Source organism: Methylobacterium sp. J-048, from assembly GCF_022829515.1.
Taxonomy (GTDB): domain Bacteria; phylum Pseudomonadota; class Alphaproteobacteria; order Rhizobiales; family Beijerinckiaceae; genus Methylobacterium.
The window spans coordinates 15,820-31,252 of sequence record NZ_JAKSYL010000111.1 but is presented as its reverse complement, the minus strand read 5'-3'; the positions used below and the strand labels follow the sequence as shown (position 1 = coordinate 31,252).

The window sequence follows — 15,433 nt, the reverse complement described above, 5'->3', positions numbered from 1 at the left end:
GGCGGCGGGCAGTGCCGCGCCATAGTTAACAATCGGTCAAGCCTCGGGCTTGCATACGGAACCCGACGACCCAATGCGTCCGGAGCAATCCGGGGGCACTCGCAAGTATCGCGGCGCCGACGGCGTGGAGCGGCCTTCTTCAGGCCTCCGCAGTGCGCCGCATCCGAAACAATAGGCTGATCATGGCGACGAAGGCAACGGAACGGGACGAGACGGACGCTGCCCCCGAGCAGCAGACCGACGGGCCGCTCCTCGACCTGACGGATGCTTCGGTCAAGCGGATGGTCAAGCTCGCCAAGAAGCGCGGCTACGTGACCTACGAAGAGGTCAACGAGGTCCTGCCCGAGGGCCAGTCCGATCCTGACCAGCTCGAGGACGTGCTCTCGCAGCTGTCCGAGATGGGCATCAACGTGGTCGAGGCCGAGGAGACCGACGAGGCGGCCACCACCGAGAAGACCGCCAACGGGGCCGACAGCGAAGAGGAAGAAGCCGAGGGCGGCGAGGTGGCCGAGGTCGCGCCGACGCGCGCCGTGGCCGTCACCACGACCACCAAGGAGCCGACCGACCGCACCGACGATCCGGTGCGGATGTACCTGCGCGAGATGGGCTCTGTGGAGCTGCTCTCCCGCGAGGGCGAGATCGCGATCGCCAAGCGCATCGAGGCCGGCCGCGAGGCGATGATCGCCGGCCTGTGCGAGAGCCCGCTGACCTTCCAGGCGATCATCATCTGGCGGGACGAGCTCGTGGAGGGCAAGGTCCTCCTGCGCGACATCATCGATCTCGAAGCGACCTATGCCGGCCCGGACGGCAAGAACGCTCCGCAGATCCCCGAGGGCGAAAGCGAAGAGGGCGCCGAGGAGGCCGAGCCGCCGGCGCCCCCGGAGGGTGGCGACGACGACGACGACCTCGAGAACAACGTCTCGCTCGCCGCGATGGAAGCGGAGATCAAGCCGCGTGTCCTCGAGACCTTCGACGCGATCGCCGCGAACTACCGCAAGCTGCGCAAGTTCCAGACCGAGGGCGCCGAGCGCAAGGCGGCGGGGGACAAGAATACCCCGGCCCAGAACCAGAAGCAGATCGAGCTGAAAGACAGCGTCGTCGCCGACGTGAAGTCGCTGTCGCTCAACAACAACCGCATCGAGGCGCTGGTCGGCCAGCTCTACTCGATCAACAAGCAGCTGATCGGCCACGAGGGCCGGCTGATGCGCTACGCCGAGAGCCACGGCGTCGCCCGCGACGAGTTCCTGCGTCACTACCAGGGCTACGAGCTCGATCCGAACTGGATGGAGCGCGTCGGCACGCTGGGCGGGAAGGGCTGGAAGAACTTGGTCGAGCGCGGCTCGAAGCAGGTCACCGATCTGCGCGCCCAGATCCTCGACCTCGCCTCCGAGACCGGCCTGGAGATCGGCGAGTACCGCCGCATCGTCAACATGGTCCAGAAGGGCGAGCGCGAGGCCCGGCAGGCCAAGAAGGAGATGATCGAGGCGAACCTGCGCCTCGTGATCTCGATCGCCAAGAAGTACACGAACCGCGGCCTGCAGTTCCTGGACCTGATCCAGGAGGGCAACATCGGCCTGATGAAGGCGGTGGACAAGTTCGAGTACCGCCGCGGCTACAAGTTCTCGACCTACGCCACGTGGTGGATCCGGCAGGCGATCACCCGCTCGATCGCCGACCAAGCCCGCACGATCCGCATCCCGGTGCACATGATCGAGACGATCAACAAGATCGTCCGGACTTCGCGCCAGATGCTCCACGAGATCGGCCGCGAGCCGACCCCGGAGGAGCTGGCCGAGAAGCTGGCGATGCCGCTGGAGAAGGTCCGGAAGGTCCTGAAGATCGCCAAGGAGCCGATCTCCCTCGAGACGCCGATCGGCGACGAGGAGGACAGCCATCTGGGCGACTTCATCGAGGACAAGAACGTCGTCCTGCCGATCGACGCGGCGATCCAGTCGAACCTGCGCGAGACCACGACCCGCGTCCTGGCGTCGTTGACCCCGCGCGAGGAACGCGTGCTGCGCATGCGCTTCGGCATCGGCATGAACACCGACCACACCCTCGAAGAGGTCGGCCAGCAGTTCTCAGTGACCCGCGAGCGCATCCGGCAGATCGAGGCCAAGGCCCTGCGCAAGCTGAAGCACCCGTCGCGCAGCCGGAAGCTCCGGAGCTTCCTGGACAACTGAGCCCCCGTCGCGGATCTTCGCGGCGCCCCTCCTTCGACCGCGCGACCGCCCCGTTGCGCGGCACTCAGTGTGGCGCCATGCTCGAACGCCGCCCGCCAACGCCCGGATTGCCGACGGCCTTCGCGGACGGCTCAGAGGCCGACGACGTGCCCTTCGGCGCGCTCCAGCCCTCGGTGGGCATCCGCGACTGGCTGCTGGGCGAGGGCGCACGGCTGGAGAAGGCCGAGGACATGCTCTCCGGCCTCGCCGAGCGGCTGATCGCGGTCGGCGTGCCGGTGGACCGGGCCTCCACGGCGATCGACACTCTGCACTCGGAATATGCCGGGGTCGGCCGGGTCTGGACCCGGGACGGCGGCACCAGCGTGCGCCTGTTCCCGCACGGGAGCCGCTCGCAGGAGGCCTATCTCGGCAGCCCGTTCCACACGGTCCACGAGACCGGCGAATGGCTGATCCTCGACGTCGCCGAGACGCCGGACGACGCCTACGCGATCATCCCGGACCTGAAGGCCGGCGGCTACACCCACTACGTCGTGGCGCCGCTGTTCTTCACCAACGGCACCAAGAACGGCATCACCTTCGCCACCCGGGCCCCGGAAGGGTTTGGCGACGACGACATCGCGATCCTGCGCTTCGTCATGCCGGCCTTGGCCGCCGTGGTGGAAATGCGCGTCCTCAACAAGCAGCTCGATCACGTGCTGCGCCTCTATGTCGGCGACGAGCCGCATCGGGCGATCCTGGCGGGCGACATCCGCCGTGGGCAGGTGACGCGGATCCGTTCGGCGATCCTGTTCGCCGACATGCGCGACTACACCCGCACCTCCGCCGACATGACGCCGGAGGAGGCGGTCGGGCTGCTCAACGTGTTCTTCGACTGCTTGGTGCCGCCGATCGAGCGCGAGGGCGGCGAGGTCCTGAAATACCTGGGCGACGGTCTGCTGGCGATTTTTCGGGAGTCCGGGGACGATCTGGGCGGCGCCGCCAAGGGCGCGCTCACGGCCGCCCAGCACGCGCTGGCGGCCCTCGACGAGGCCAACGCCCTGCATCAGTTCGCTGTCCCGGTGGCGGCTGGGATCGCGCTGCACCACGGCGAGGCCGCCTACGGCAATGTCGGCTCCGGCTCCCGCCTCGACTTCACGGTGATCGGCCGCGACGTGAACCTCGCCAGCCGACTGGCGCGCTTGAATCGCCAGCTCGGTGAGCCGCTGCTGATGTCGAAGCCGTTCGTGGATTTCCTCTGGGGCGATCCGATCCCACTGGGCGAGCACGTCCTCGACGGGTTCCGCGAACCCATGGCGGTGTTCCGACCGAAATTCTTGCGGCCGCGCAAACCGACGTGAGCGCTATTCACGCAAAGGCCGCGCACGGCAATACAGCCGGCGGCTCGTGGAAGCCTCCACATCAAACTGAGGGCGTCACTTAGCCTCTATACCTTCAGTGTGACCATGTTCCATACGAACTCTGAACGTTCGAAGGATTTCCGAGACCTACCAGCCGGACCCGTCATCCGGTGCGAGCTCGATGAGCCAAAGCGTCGGTCCGCGCACGGATATCTTCCGGGACATTGGATCGATTTAGTATCTCCCGACAAGCACTCAAACAGATGCTATACTGTCCAGAGTGGTAGGCATTGATGGAATACTCTTCCAGCATCCCATAATCGTAAACCCATGGGTTCAACGATATTCCTTCACCCGGCATTGTTAGCGATATTCCAGCCTCGGCATACCGGAATCCGACCGAGAAATTTTTTCTGCTCCTACAATATCGGCTTGCCCCGTGGCGCGCTTCTGCCCGTGCCGGGCGGATCGGGATCGCCCGATCGTATAGGGTCAGGATCTCGTCTTCGGGACCATCCAACCGTACCATATTGACAGCGGCCATAAGCAGACTGAAATATACTTCTTCTTCCCAATAACCAAGATCTGCGCGCTTCAAATAGAATTCGAGAGCCTTCTGATATTGTCCGGTCGCGTCATAAGTACCGGCCAGATAAAATGTGTATCGCGCGATCATGAAAGGATCTTTTTCGACCGCTAAGGCCTGTTCCAGCACAGCGATGTCGCGGGCATCCGCGGTCTTGTCGTGATGGCGCGCCCCGTCATCGCCCCGACGCATTGCGAGCGGAAGGATCGGCGTATCCGGAGATCCGGGACAATCGAGGAACTCATGCAGGACCCCTCGATAGCGCCAATCTTTCTTATTGCTAACAATCTGCGTGCGCCAATATCGCGTATGCTCGTCGATGATTTCAAGCATATAGCCTGCATCACCGAATTTCGGCACCGCGAAGCCCGGTGGGATTATCAATTCGTCATCTGCATCGATGATGAGCGAGTATTGGGCGTGTGGACGCGAAAGCCTCAGAGCCTCGTTCCGATTGAAGGCGAAATCGACCCATGGCCGCTCGACGAGAGAGCCAGGTATGTCTGCCATTGCGGTGCGGACGATATCCTGGGTTCCGTCAGTCGATCCGGTATCGACGATTTTCCAATGGTTGATAATGGGCCTGACGGAATCCAAGCATCGGCGGATAACATGTGCTTCATCTTTAACGATCATCGATAGACAGATGGTCGGGGAGAAGCTTTTCATACGAAGATTATCCGAACAAGCGTTCGCGACATGAGAACGTAATCACCCCAACCATAGCGCAATTTCGAACGCGCAACAAATCGATCATCATTTCCTAGTTCGATCGTTGACAAAGTGAGCAAACATAAAAAGCGGATAATTTCACATCATTAGTCAAAAATAATTTAGTCAACACGGTTAACCTGAGCGCTAATGTGATTTTTGTCAAATTAGTAACAAATATTTACTGTATAATGATGTTTTAAGCTTCTTCGAACGCCGTGAGATTCGGATCTGGCCGTTCGATTGCAGGACGGACTTGCGTCCGGCGTCCCACAGCATTCCCACCCAGCCGTCCTCATCGTGATGCGTTCGAGCGCAGCGGAGGCCTTAAGGAATGGTGCGGCCTGCCAGAGAATATCTTCGAGGCTCAAGGGCTTAGGCGCCCCCGAACGAGAGCATCGATTGGGTTCCACAGACAAGCTCCCGAACCGCTCAGCTCCGCAGTGCCATCGTTTCGCCAGCGACGCCGAAACAGAACATCGTCCCAAACGGTGGAATCCGGCTTTCGAAAAAGGCGAGGTGGCTCAAAAGCTAGCGCTTCGTGTCGGCTCCGATATCCAGTCCGACGCGTTAGATTTCCAAGGGGTCGTGCACGTCGCCTTTCTCCAGACAGTGATCGCAATCTCCGATTGTCGCTGGGGTTGACCCGACGGCCCGGCAGCGGGGTTGACCGACGCGGGCCTGGGCGCCACATCTGCGTCTGTTCCAGGGAGATCCCCGGCAAGGGGCTGAGAAACCGCTGGCACGTCCATCCGGACCTGCGGCGCGGAAATCCTTCGAACCTGATCCGGCTCATACCGGCGTAGGGATTGGACCGCGGCTGCCTTAAGGGCAAGCCACCGCTTCTCACCGAAGCACACGGCCCGATCTTCGCGACGGAATCCCGCGGAGATGATTGTGGCCTTTGACCGCCCCGTTTCACCGATCGGACGCCGCCGGATCCCGGCCGGTCTCGCCGCGCAGGAAGCGCTGCCCGCGCGGGCCGATGTCGCCATCGTCGGCGGCGGCCTGATCGGGCTGTCGATCGCGTGGCGGCTCGCCCGGGCGGGCCGCTCGGTGGTCGTGGTCGAGCGCGAGACCATCGGGGCCGGCGCGAGTTTGGCTGCCACCGGCATGCTGGCGCCCGCCGCCGAGCACGAGCCCGGCTCGGACCCGCTCCTGCCGCTCGCCCTCGAATCGCTCCGGCTCTGGCCGGGCTTCCGCGACGCGCTCGAAGCCGAGGCCGGCCTGCCGATCGATTACCGGCCGGATGGCACCGTGGTGGTCGCCATCGGCCGCGACGAGGTCGAACGCCTGCGCTTCCGCTACGACCTGCAGCGCCGCTCCGGCCTCGATGCCGCATGGCTGCCGGGAACCGAGGTTCGGCGACTGGAGCCGGGCTTACGCCCTTCGGTCACCGCCGGGATCCACTGCCCGCTCGACCATCAGGTCGATCCGCGCCTCGTCATGGCGGCGCTGGCCGAAGCCTGCCGGCGCGCCGGCGTCACCCTGGTGGAGCACAGTACGGTGACCGGCCTCGACTGGGCCGGTGGGGCCGTCACCGGCATCCGCGTCGGCGAGCAGGGCGTGACGGCCGGCACCGTCGTGCTGGCCTCGGGCGCCTGGAGCGGGGAGGGCGGATTGCTGCCCGAAACCCTGGCCCTGCCGGTACGCCCGCTCAAGGGCCAGTCGCTGGCCCTGCGCACCAATGCCCGCACCGGCACCCTCGGCCGGATGATCTGGACCGAGCAGGTCCACATGGCGCCCAAGAGCGACGGCCAGCTGATCGTCGGCGCCACCGTGGAGGATTGCGGCTTCCGTCCGGGCGTCACCGCCGGCGGCCTCTACGCCCTGCTGGAGGGTGCGCGCCGGGTGCTGCCCGGCATCGAGGAGATGGAGGTCGAGGCCGTCTGGAGCGGCTACCGCCCGACCTCGGACGACGACGCGCCGATCATCGATACCCTCGCGCCGGGCCTCGTCGCCGCCACCGGCCATCACCGCAACGGCTACCTGCTCGCCCCCGTCACCGCCGACGCGGTCGCCGCGCTGGTGACAAACGGCGCGCTGCCTGAGATCGCGAAGCCGTTCACCCGGGCGCGCTTCGATCACCCCGAGCCCCGGAGGGCCTCGGCATGAAGCTCCTGGTGAACGGCGAGCCGCGGGAGCACGCGGTCGAGACCGTCGAGGCCCTGTTCCGCTTGGAAGCCGAGGAGACCGGCATCGAGAGCCCTCAGGGCGTCGCCATCGCGCTGAACGGCCGCGTGCTGCGCCGCCGGGACTGGGAGACGACCCCGGTCGCCGAGGGCGACCGCGTTGAGATCGTCCGCGCCATGCAGGGAGGTTGACCATGGACCAGAATGTCACGCCGCTGCGCCCCGAGGCCGAGGCGGATCGCTTCACCATCGCGGGGGTGGAGCTGTCCTCACGGCTGTTCATCGGCACCGCCGGCTACCCGACCCAGGCGATCATGCGCGACGCGGTCGCGGTCTCCGGGGCCGAGGTGGTCACTGCCTCAATCCGCCGGGTCTCGCTCCAGGGCCACGGCTCGGACACCGTCCGCATCCTCAAGGGCAAGCGGTTCCTGCCCAACACCGCCGGCTGCGAGACCGCCCGCGACGCGATCATGACGGCCGAGCTCGCCCGCGAGGCGCTCGACACCAACTGGATCAAGGTCGAGGTGATCGGCGACCGGGAGACCCTCTACCCGGACGTGGCCGAGCTGATCGAGGCCTGCCGACACCTGGTGGACGAGGGCTTCGTGGTCCTGCCCTATTGCAACGACGACCCGGTGGTCTGCCAGCGCCTGGAGGATCTCGGCTGCGCCGCGATCATGCCGATGGGGTCGCTGATCGGCTCCGGCATGGGCGTGGCCAACCCGGCCAATATCGAGCTGATCTGCCGGCGGGCCGGCGTGCCGGTGATCGTCGATGCCGGCATCGGCACGGCCTCCGACGCGGTCATCGCCATGGAGCTGGGCGCGGCCGCCTGCCTGATCAACACCGCCATCGCCAAGGCCGACGACCCGGTGCGGATGGCCCGCGCCATGGGACGGGCCGTCGAGGCGGGGCGGGACGCCTATCTCGCCGGCCGGATCCCGCGCCGCGGCCGGGCCGACCCGTCGAGCCCGCAGCTCGGCCTCGTCGGCTCGTGAGGAGGCTGCCGTCGCCGCTCATGGCGGTGACGGATCGGCACGGGCTGTCCCGTCCGCTGGGCGACACCGTGCAGGCGATCCTCGATGGCGGCGCGCGCTGGATCTGGTTCCGCGACCGCGACCTGGAGCCGGAGGCGCGCCGCGAGCTCGGCACCGACATCGCCGCCCGGACCCGGGCGGGGGGCGCGTTCCTCACGGTCGGCGGCGACGTCGCGCTGGCCCAGGCGCTCGGTGCCGACGGGGTGCATCTCGGCGGCAGGGCCGGATCGGAGGCGGTGGCGGCGGCCCGCGCGACGCTCGGGCCGGACGCCCTGATCGGCGTTTCGGCCCACGCGCCCGCCGAGGTCGAGGCCGCCGCGACGGCCGGTGCCGACTACGTCACGCTGAGCCCGATCTATCCCACCGCCAGCAAGCCCGGCTACGGCCCGGCCCTCGGCCCCGCGGGCATCGCGGCGGCCCGATGCGCCGGGCTGCCGGTGGTGGCGCTCGGCGGTATCACCGCCGACTGTATCCCCGCGTGCCGGGAGGCCGGGGCGTCCGGCATCGCCGTGATGGGCGGGCTGATGCGCGCCGCCGATCCCTCCGCGGCCGCCCGCGCCCTCCTGGCCGCCTGGGCCGAATGACCGGCGGCTACTGTGCCGCCAGCAGCGCGCCCACTTCAAGCAGCACGAACTCGTTGTCGTCCGCCTTCGCCGGGTCGCGGCTCGCCGAGTAGGGCAGGTTGTTGTCGTTGCCGACGATGATGTGCGTGGCATCGACCCGGTCGACGTTCTCGATGGTGAAGAACGGGAAGGCGAGGGCGCCGTCGGTCAGCGGCTTGCGGGCGAGATGCTGCGGGTCCGCGATCCGCAACAGGTCGACCGAGCCGATCTTGCTCACGGGGGCGCCGACATTCGCCGGACTGATCTCGATCTTGAACACCCGCTTGAACTTGGCCGGCGCGGCGAAGCAATCCGGGCGCTTCTCGCCGGCCGGACAGGCGCGGTCGGCGGTGCCCTCGTTGTCGTCACGCTCGATGACGAGGCCGTGGGTCGCGTCGATCAGGTTGAAGTCGCCGATCGCGTTGCCGTTGGCCTCCAGCACGTATTTCCACGAGCGCCCGGTCCAGCGTTCGCCCGCGACGTCGAATTCGAGGATGCGCAGGAAGGCGCGGCCCTCGGCATCCTGCTCGAACGCCTTCCTGTCCGCGTCCCAGACCGGCCCTTCGAGGAGGGGATAGAGGTATTTGCCGTCCGGCGAAGCGGCCATCCCCTCAAATCCCTTCGAGCGGCGGATGTCGAACGCCACCGTGCCGCCCGGGGCGCCCGGTGTCGTCACTGCGGAATGGTCCGGCGAGCGCAGCACCCGGCCATCGAGCTGGGTCTCGAACACCGCCTCGACCCGACCGGTCTTGTCGGCACGGATCAGGTAGGGGCCGAACTCGTCGCCGATCCAGATCTTCTCGCCGACGAACTGAAAACTCTCGGTGTCGAAATCGGACCCGGTCAGATAGCGGGTCGCGGTCGCCTCGTTGGCGATCCGGAACGGGACGCGCTTGTCGGGATCACGCAAGAACACGGTGTCGAGCCGCTCCACCGTGCCGGCCTTCCAGTCCATGCGATAATGGTTGAGATACAGCATCGCATCGGGCGAATTCGCCTTCGCGCCGAAGCCGTTATCGGTGATCACCCAGAACGTGCCGTCCGGCATCCGCTTGATGCCGGAATGGCCCTGGAGCGGGACGCCCGCCAGGGGCAGCTTCACCCCGGTGGGCCGGCCGTCATCCAGAACCTCGACGGTGCCGGGCTCATCGACCCGGCGGCCGGTGGTGAACTTGCCCGTGACTCTCAGGTCCGCCGGCACATCGGCGGGCGGCGCGACGAAGCTCAAGGCCGGCAACACGACATGGCCCGCCAGGGTCGCTGGGAAGAGCGTCTCGGCGGACGCCGCCGTGCCGAGGCCCAGAAAGAGGGCGGCCGAGAAGATGCAATAGCGGATCGGGAGCATCATGGAACGTTCCAGAGACGGGATCTCTGAGGTGTCAGAGCCATGCGTCACGTCGATGACGCCGATCGCTTTCCACAGCATCCGTGAGGCGGGCATACCGGACCGGCGGCCTACAGCATCGTGCCGGGCATCGGAACCGGCACGATGCTGTAGGTCCCTGATTCCGCTTCATTTTTTCCGAAAGCCGGCAGCCACCTTTCGGGATGACGCTCAAGCTCAAAGAAACGATTACGCAACACGGTTCCGGGTCGGAGCACAGGGATCCGGCTCGCTCCCTTGGTCCAAGCGCTCGATAACCGCGCAGGTCTGTGAGGCCAGCCCAGACCGGATCGTCAGCACAAAGACTTCATGCCTCAATCCGTGCCCGATCCGAAGGGTGGCGTTGCGGGCAGACCGATCGTGTTTTGGCTTGCGCTGGCACAGGCGGTCCCACGCGTGACGATCTAATTCTATTTCGCCGCCGGCCCGTAGGGCGGACGCGGGATCGCCCGGTGCGCGGCCCGGAGCGCGGCCGACCAGCGCTCGCGCAGGTCGTGAAAGTAGCCCTCGCCGGCCTCGATCCGGTGATTCACCTCGAGGTCGAGGGCGCCCCGGCGGGCCAGCGCGATGTCGATCGGCAGGCCGACGCCGAGATTCGACCGCATGGTCGAATCCATCGAGACCAGACTCACCTTCAGGGCGTCGTAGAGGTCGCTCTCGAACTTCACCGCCCGGTCGAGGATCGGCTTGCCGTATTTGTGCTCTCCGATCTGGAGGAACGGCGCATCGGTGCTGCACTCGATGAAGTTGCCGGCCGAGTAGATCAGGAACAGCCGCATGGGCTCGCCGGCGATCTGGCCGCCGAACAGCAGCGAGATCGAAAACCGGATGCTGGCCGCCTCGAACCCGTCCCGCTCGATCGCCCGCACCCGCCGGATGGCGCGCCCGATGAGCTGCGCCGCCTGGAACATCGTCGGTGCCTCGATCAGCTTCTGGGCCGGTTCGCCCTCGTCACCCGGCACGCCCTCCTGCAACAGGCTCAAGACCGACTGGGTGATCGACAGGTTGCCGGCCGAAGCCAGCATCATCACCCGCTCGCCCGGCACGTTGAAGTGGTGCAGCTTGCGATAGGTCGAGATGTCGTCGAGCCCCGCATTGGTGCGGGTATCGGCGACCATCACGAGCCCCTCCTCGACGAGGACACCGACGCAGTAGGTCATGGATCTCGGGCTCTCGCGGATGGCCCCGGCTCTCGTCCAGCCGGCGGTCGATCTATTCGGGACTCAGGATTGAGCGGCGTCCTTGCCTTGCTCGACGCGCAGCTTGACGTCCAGGGTCTCGGTGCCGCCGCCGGTGCGGCTGCCGCGGATCGGCGCCGCGCCGAGGTAGTCCAGCCCGGTGGCGACGCGGATGGTGCCGTCGGACAGGGCATTCTCGTAGCACGGGTCGAACGCCACCCAGCCCAGATCCGGCACCAGGGCCTCGGCCCAGCCATGCGGCGCCTCGACATCGGCCTCGCCGTCGTCGCGGGCGCGATAGCCGGCGACGTAGCGAGCCGGGATCCCGAGATGGCGGGCCGCCGCGATGAAGATATGGGTCAGGTCCTGGCAGATGCCCTTGCCGGCGGCAAACGCCTTCGCGGCGGGCACGCCGTTGGCGGCGGGCCCCGGCTCGTAGGTCACCGCCCCGGGAACGGCATCGCGCAGGCGGTGCAGCACGGCGAGCGGCGTGCCGTCGCCGTCGGTCGCGACCCGCTCGGCGAAGATCTGCAGCTCCGGACTGGTCGCGCAGAGATCGGTGTCGCGCAGGTAGAACTCGTCCGGCAGGCGCTCGACCGTGCCGCGGACCACCCCGTGGGTGTCCTCGGTATCGACCGCGCCGGTGACCCGGATGGTCAGCGCGTCGGCCGGCGCGTCCGGCGTGAACCAGTGGACGATGTTGCCGAACCCGTCCTCCCGGGCGGTGAGCCGCCCGTCGATGGAGGTGTCGATCCGCCAGGTCCGGACATATTGCCCGTCATGGTCCCGCGGCGTCAGGCGCATGACCTGCACGAGCCCGCGGGCCGGTTGCTCGTAGGTGTAGATGGTCTCGTGGACCACGCGGATGCGCATGCGCCGGGCCTGTCCGTTTTTCCGATTGCATCATCCCGAACGGCTCTTGCCGGCGTCCGGGCGACGATGATGCGTCGTCACATTCTCGGCGCACCGTCCCGGATCCGATATCCGGGATGATCCGCTATCCGACCAGATACTGCTTCGCGATCGCCTCGCCCACCCTGTTGTTCTCGGCGATGAACGCCTGGACGAACTCGTGAAGCCCCGAGTTGAACACGCGGTCGATATCCTCGCTGTCGAGCTTGGCCAGCATGTTCCCGGCCAGGCGCTGGCTCGGACCGCGGCGGCCATAGGCGTCGGCGATTAGGTCGAGATACTCGACGATCACGCCGTAGCAATTAGCGAACGAGCGCGGCATCTGCTTGTTCAGCATCAGGAGGTCGGCCACCAGCAGCGGCTTGACGCTCTCGCGATAGACCCAGTGATAGGCGTTGAAGGCCGAAACCTCGCGCAGGATCGTGGTCCACTGGAAGTAGTCGAGGCTGCCGCCGACCGTCTCGTTCTGCGGCAGCAGGATCTGGTATTTCACATCGAGGATGCGGGCGGTGTTGTCGGCCCGCTCGATCGCCGTGCCGAGCCGGGTGAACCAGAAGGCGTCGTTGCGCAGCATCGTCCGGAAGGCCGAGCCGTCGAAGGTCAGCGAGACGGTCTTCACCCAGTCGAGGAACCGGCCGAACTCGTCGCGGCTCAGGTCCTTGCCGGCGTAGTTGCGCAGCTCCAGCCAGGCGCCGTTGATCGCGTCCCACATCTCGGTGGTCAGCGCGGTGCGGACCGAGCGGGCATTCTCGCGGGCCGACTCGATGCAGGAGCGGATCGAGGACGGGTTGTGCGGGCTGAAGGCGAGGAAATCGCAGACCGTGTCGGCGTTGACCACGCTGTAATGCGGCTTGAACAGCTCCGGGTCGCCGGCCGAGGCGAGCGCGGATTCCCACTCGTTGGTCTCGCCGCCGCCGTAGCTCGTGGGCAGCGAAGCCAGCCGGTGCGCCGCGTCGAGGATGCGCGCGACGAAGTCGGCGCGCTCCACGTAGCGCGAGAGCCAGAAGAGGTTATCGGCAGTCCTAGAGAGCATTTCGTGCGACTCGGATAAGCTCGGCGGCGGCGGCGCGTCGGGATGGGCGAGGTGTTAGACCGTCACGCGTCGAGCACCCAGGTATCCTTCGTACCACCGCCCTGGCTGGAATTGACCACCAAAGACCCCTCCTTCAGCGCGACCCGGGTCAGCCCCCCGGGGACGATGCGGATCTGGTCGGCGCCATTGAGCACGAACGGCCGCAGGTCGACGTGGCGCGGGGCGACCCCGGAGGCCACGAAGGTCGGGCAGGTCGAGAGCGACAGGGTCGGCTGGGCGATGAAGCCGTCCGGGGCATGCTTGAGCTTCTTGGCGAAATCGTCGATCTCGCGCTTGCTCGCGTGCGGCCCGACCAGCATGCCGTAGCCGCCCGAACCGTTGACCTCCTTCACCACCAGCTCGGACAGGTTGTCCATCACGTAGGCGAACGAGTCCTTCTCGCGGCAGCGATAGGTCGGCACGTTGTGCAAAATCGGCTCCTCGCCGGTGAAGAATTTCACGATCTCCGGCATGTAGCTGTAGACGGCCTTGTCGTCGGAAATGCCGGTGCCGACCGCGTTGGCGAGCGTCACCGAGCCCCGCTCGTAGGCATTCATCAGGCCCGGCACGCCGAGGACCGAATCGGGACGGAAAACGAGGGGATCCAGAAAATCGTCGTCGAGGCGGCGGTAGATCACGTCGACCCGGCGCGGCCCCTCGGTGGTGCGCATGTACACCACGTCGTCCTTGGTGAAGAGGTCGGACGCCTCCACCAGCTCGACGCCGAGCTTGTCGGCCAGGAACGAGTGCTCATAGAAGGCCGAGTTGTAACGGCCGGGGGTCAGCAGGACCACCGTCGGGTCGCGGGTGGCCGAGCCCGGGGCGAGGCTGCGCAGGGTCGCCAGCAGGGCATCCGGATAGTTCTCCACCGGGGCGACCCGGTGCTTGGAGAACAGGTCCGGGAACAGCCGCAGCATCACCTCCCGGTTCTCCAGCATGTAGGAGACGCCGGACGGGATCCGGGCATTGTCCTCGAGGACGAAGAAATCCTTCTCGCCGGTGCGGACGATGTCGATGCCGGCCACGTGCACGTAGAGATCGTGCGGCACCCGGAACGAGCGCATCTCCATCCGGTAATGGGCGTTCCGGTAGACGAGATCGGCCGGGATAATGCCGGCCTTGATGCATTCCTGGGCGCCGTAGACGTCCTTCAGGAACAGGTTGATCGCCGTCACGCGCTGCTTGAGGCCGCGCTCCAGGAACTCCCATTCCGGCTTGGTGATCACCCGCGGGATGATGTCGAACGGGATCAGCCGCTCGGTCGATTCGTTGTCGCCGTAGACCGCGAAGGTGATGCCGATCCGGCGGAACAGCAGTTCGGCCTGGCTGCGGCGGGTGTTGAAATGCTCGGGCGGGGTCGTCTCCAGCCAGGTCTTCAGCTTGCCGTAGGCGTCGCGGACGGCGGCCGGATCGGCGGCGCCGTTGCCGATCCCGTTCATCTCGTCGAAGGCCGTCAACGCCATTCCGCTTCTCCCTCACGCTCCCGCTCTTCAGGCAAGAGGCGCGCCACCTCTTGAGCGCTATACGCGCCGTGGACAACGCTCAAGACGGAAGGAAGATCAGAAAAGCTTTAGGCCTTTCAGGCTGGCATGTCCGTTTCGACCGAGGATGACGTGGTCGTGCACCACGATTTTCAGGGGTGCCAGGACCGCGACGATCTCGCGGGTCATCGTCACGTCGGCAGCCGACGGAGTCGGGTCGCCGGACGGGTGATTGTGGGCCAGGATGATTGCGGTGGCAGAGAGTTCGAGCGCCCGGCGGACGACCTCCCTGGGATAGACCGGCGTGTGGTCGACCGTGCCGCGCCCCTGCACCTCGTCGGCGATCAGGTGATTGCGCTTGTCGAGGAACAGGATGCGGAACTCCTCGCGCGGCGCGAACGCCATGGTGGTGCGCAGATAATCGTGGAGCGCGCTCCAGGAATTGAGCAGGCTGCGCTCGCGCAGCGCGCCGCGGGCGAGCCGCCGTCCCGCGGCCTCGATGACCTTGAGGTCGGCGGCGAGCCCGGCGCTCACGCCCTCGACCTCCATCAGCCGCGCCGGCTCGGCGCTCAGCACCTCGGCAAAGCTGCCGAATCGGGCAACCAGCGCCTTGGCCAGGGGCTTTACGTCCCGCCGGGGGATCGCCCGGAACAGGATCAGTTCCAGCAATTCATAATCCGGCAGGGTCTCGCCACCGGCCGTCGCGAACTTCTCCCGCAGGCGGTCGCGATGACCGTGATAATGCGGCGGCTCCTTGACGATGAGGGTGGCGCTGTCGGCGAACAGCCCGGCCGCTCCGTCGTCCGGCGCCACGGCCG

The 15,433-nt window shown here is 66.6% G+C and carries 13 protein-coding genes and 1 riboswitch; of the genes, 6 read left to right on the top strand and 7 right to left on the bottom strand.

Translation table 11 applies throughout. The annotated features are described in order from the left end of the window. Positions 1-182 precede the first annotated feature (182 nt). Together rpoD and MKL09_RS08960 are read left to right on the top strand one after the other, a co-directional pair. On the top strand, positions 183-2,183 hold the full coding sequence (gene rpoD, locus MKL09_RS08965; protein ID WP_244019615.1) for an RNA polymerase sigma factor RpoD: 2,001 nt from the start codon (positions 183-185) through the stop codon (positions 2,181-2,183). A gap of 77 nt (positions 2,184-2,260) precedes the next feature. Beyond that, the gene (locus MKL09_RS08960; protein ID WP_244019613.1) at positions 2,261-3,520 is read left to right on the top strand and encodes an adenylate/guanylate cyclase domain-containing protein; all 1,260 of its coding nucleotides are present in this window, start codon (positions 2,261-2,263) and stop codon (positions 3,518-3,520) included. A 163-nt stretch (positions 3,521-3,683) separates the two neighbouring features. Here the strand turns inward: MKL09_RS08960 and MKL09_RS08955 are convergent, their stop codons facing one another. Further along, positions 3,684-4,775 (bottom strand): glycosyltransferase, encoded by a 1,092-nt coding sequence (locus tag MKL09_RS08955; protein ID WP_244019611.1) that lies wholly within the window; start codon positions 4,773-4,775, stop codon positions 3,684-3,686. A 740-nt stretch (positions 4,776-5,515) separates the two neighbouring features. After that, positions 5,516-5,644: riboswitch (TPP riboswitch) on the top strand. A 64-nt stretch (positions 5,645-5,708) separates the two neighbouring features. On the opposite strand from MKL09_RS08955, the gene thiO reads away from it, so the two are divergent. Genes thiO through MKL09_RS08935 form a run of 4 tightly spaced genes read left to right on the top strand, consistent with a single transcriptional unit; the run spans position 5,709 to position 8,570 of the window. Next, positions 5,709-6,932 (top strand): glycine oxidase ThiO, encoded by a 1,224-nt coding sequence (gene thiO, locus MKL09_RS08950; RefSeq protein ID WP_244019609.1) that lies wholly within the window; start codon positions 5,709-5,711, stop codon positions 6,930-6,932. Continuing rightward, positions 6,929-7,141: a sulfur carrier protein ThiS gene (thiS, locus tag MKL09_RS08945; protein ID WP_244019608.1), complete on the top strand. Its 213-nt coding sequence runs from the start codon at positions 6,929-6,931 to the stop codon at positions 7,139-7,141. The genes thiO and thiS overlap by 4 nt, the downstream gene beginning before the upstream one ends. Positions 7,142-7,143: 2 nt before the next feature. Next, the gene (locus tag MKL09_RS08940; RefSeq protein ID WP_244019607.1) at positions 7,144-7,947 is read left to right on the top strand and encodes a thiazole synthase; all 804 of its coding nucleotides are present in this window, start codon (positions 7,144-7,146) and stop codon (positions 7,945-7,947) included. A 20-nt stretch (positions 7,948-7,967) separates the two neighbouring features. Continuing rightward, positions 7,968-8,570: a thiamine phosphate synthase gene (locus MKL09_RS08935; protein ID WP_244019606.1), complete on the top strand. Its 603-nt coding sequence runs from the start codon at positions 7,968-7,970 to the stop codon at positions 8,568-8,570. Between the two features lie 7 nt (positions 8,571-8,577). On the opposite strand, the gene MKL09_RS08930 is transcribed toward MKL09_RS08935, so the two are convergent. The 6 genes from MKL09_RS08930 to radC all read right to left on the bottom strand — a co-directional run bounded on the left by MKL09_RS08930 (position 8,578) and on the right by radC (position 15,428). After that, positions 8,578-9,936: an esterase-like activity of phytase family protein gene (locus tag MKL09_RS08930; RefSeq protein WP_244019605.1), complete on the bottom strand. Its 1,359-nt coding sequence runs from the start codon at positions 9,934-9,936 to the stop codon at positions 8,578-8,580. A gap of 446 nt (positions 9,937-10,382) precedes the next feature. Continuing rightward, positions 10,383-11,132, bottom strand: a complete 750-nt coding sequence (locus MKL09_RS08925; protein WP_244019603.1) for a peptidase — start codon at positions 11,130-11,132, stop codon at positions 10,383-10,385. 63 nt (positions 11,133-11,195) lie between these two features. Further along, positions 11,196-12,023 (bottom strand): transglutaminase family protein, encoded by an 828-nt coding sequence (locus MKL09_RS08920; RefSeq protein ID WP_244019601.1) that lies wholly within the window; start codon positions 12,021-12,023, stop codon positions 11,196-11,198. A 124-nt stretch (positions 12,024-12,147) separates the two neighbouring features. Further along, positions 12,148-13,095 carry an alpha-E domain-containing protein gene (locus MKL09_RS08915; RefSeq protein ID WP_244019600.1) on the bottom strand — a complete coding sequence of 316 codons (948 nt, stop codon included), beginning with the start codon at positions 13,093-13,095 and terminating at the stop codon, positions 12,148-12,150. 62 nt (positions 13,096-13,157) lie between these two features. Then, a complete protein-coding gene (locus tag MKL09_RS08910) occupies positions 13,158-14,597 on the bottom strand; it encodes a circularly permuted type 2 ATP-grasp protein (RefSeq protein WP_244019599.1) in 1,440 nt (479 codons plus the stop codon). A 96-nt stretch (positions 14,598-14,693) separates the two neighbouring features. Next, on the bottom strand, positions 14,694-15,428 hold the full coding sequence (gene radC, locus MKL09_RS08905; RefSeq protein ID WP_244019598.1) for a RadC family protein: 735 nt from the start codon (positions 15,426-15,428) through the stop codon (positions 14,694-14,696). Between the last annotated feature and the right edge of the window lie 5 nt (positions 15,429-15,433).

Coding starts and splice junctions, on each gene's coding strand:
- rpoD (WP_244019615.1), top strand. CDS start 183: ATGGCGACGAAGGCAACGGAACGGGACGAGACGGACGCTGCCCCCGAG.
- MKL09_RS08960 (WP_244019613.1), top strand. CDS start 2,261: ATGCTCGAACGCCGCCCGCCAACGCCCGGATTGCCGACGGCCTTCGCG.
- MKL09_RS08955 (WP_244019611.1), bottom strand. CDS start 4,775: ATGAAAAGCTTCTCCCCGACCATCTGTCTATCGATGATCGTTAAAGAT.
- thiO (WP_244019609.1), top strand. CDS start 5,709: ATGATTGTGGCCTTTGACCGCCCCGTTTCACCGATCGGACGCCGCCGG.
- thiS (WP_244019608.1), top strand. CDS start 6,929: ATGAAGCTCCTGGTGAACGGCGAGCCGCGGGAGCACGCGGTCGAGACC.
- MKL09_RS08940 (WP_244019607.1), top strand. CDS start 7,144: ATGGACCAGAATGTCACGCCGCTGCGCCCCGAGGCCGAGGCGGATCGC.
- MKL09_RS08935 (WP_244019606.1), top strand. CDS start 7,968: ATGGCGGTGACGGATCGGCACGGGCTGTCCCGTCCGCTGGGCGACACC.
- MKL09_RS08930 (WP_244019605.1), bottom strand. CDS start 9,936: ATGATGCTCCCGATCCGCTATTGCATCTTCTCGGCCGCCCTCTTTCTG.
- MKL09_RS08925 (WP_244019603.1), bottom strand. CDS start 11,132: ATGACCTACTGCGTCGGTGTCCTCGTCGAGGAGGGGCTCGTGATGGTC.
- MKL09_RS08920 (WP_244019601.1), bottom strand. CDS start 12,023: ATGCGCATCCGCGTGGTCCACGAGACCATCTACACCTACGAGCAACCG.
- MKL09_RS08915 (WP_244019600.1), bottom strand. CDS start 13,095: ATGCTCTCTAGGACTGCCGATAACCTCTTCTGGCTCTCGCGCTACGTG.
- MKL09_RS08910 (WP_244019599.1), bottom strand. CDS start 14,597: ATGGCGTTGACGGCCTTCGACGAGATGAACGGGATCGGCAACGGCGCC.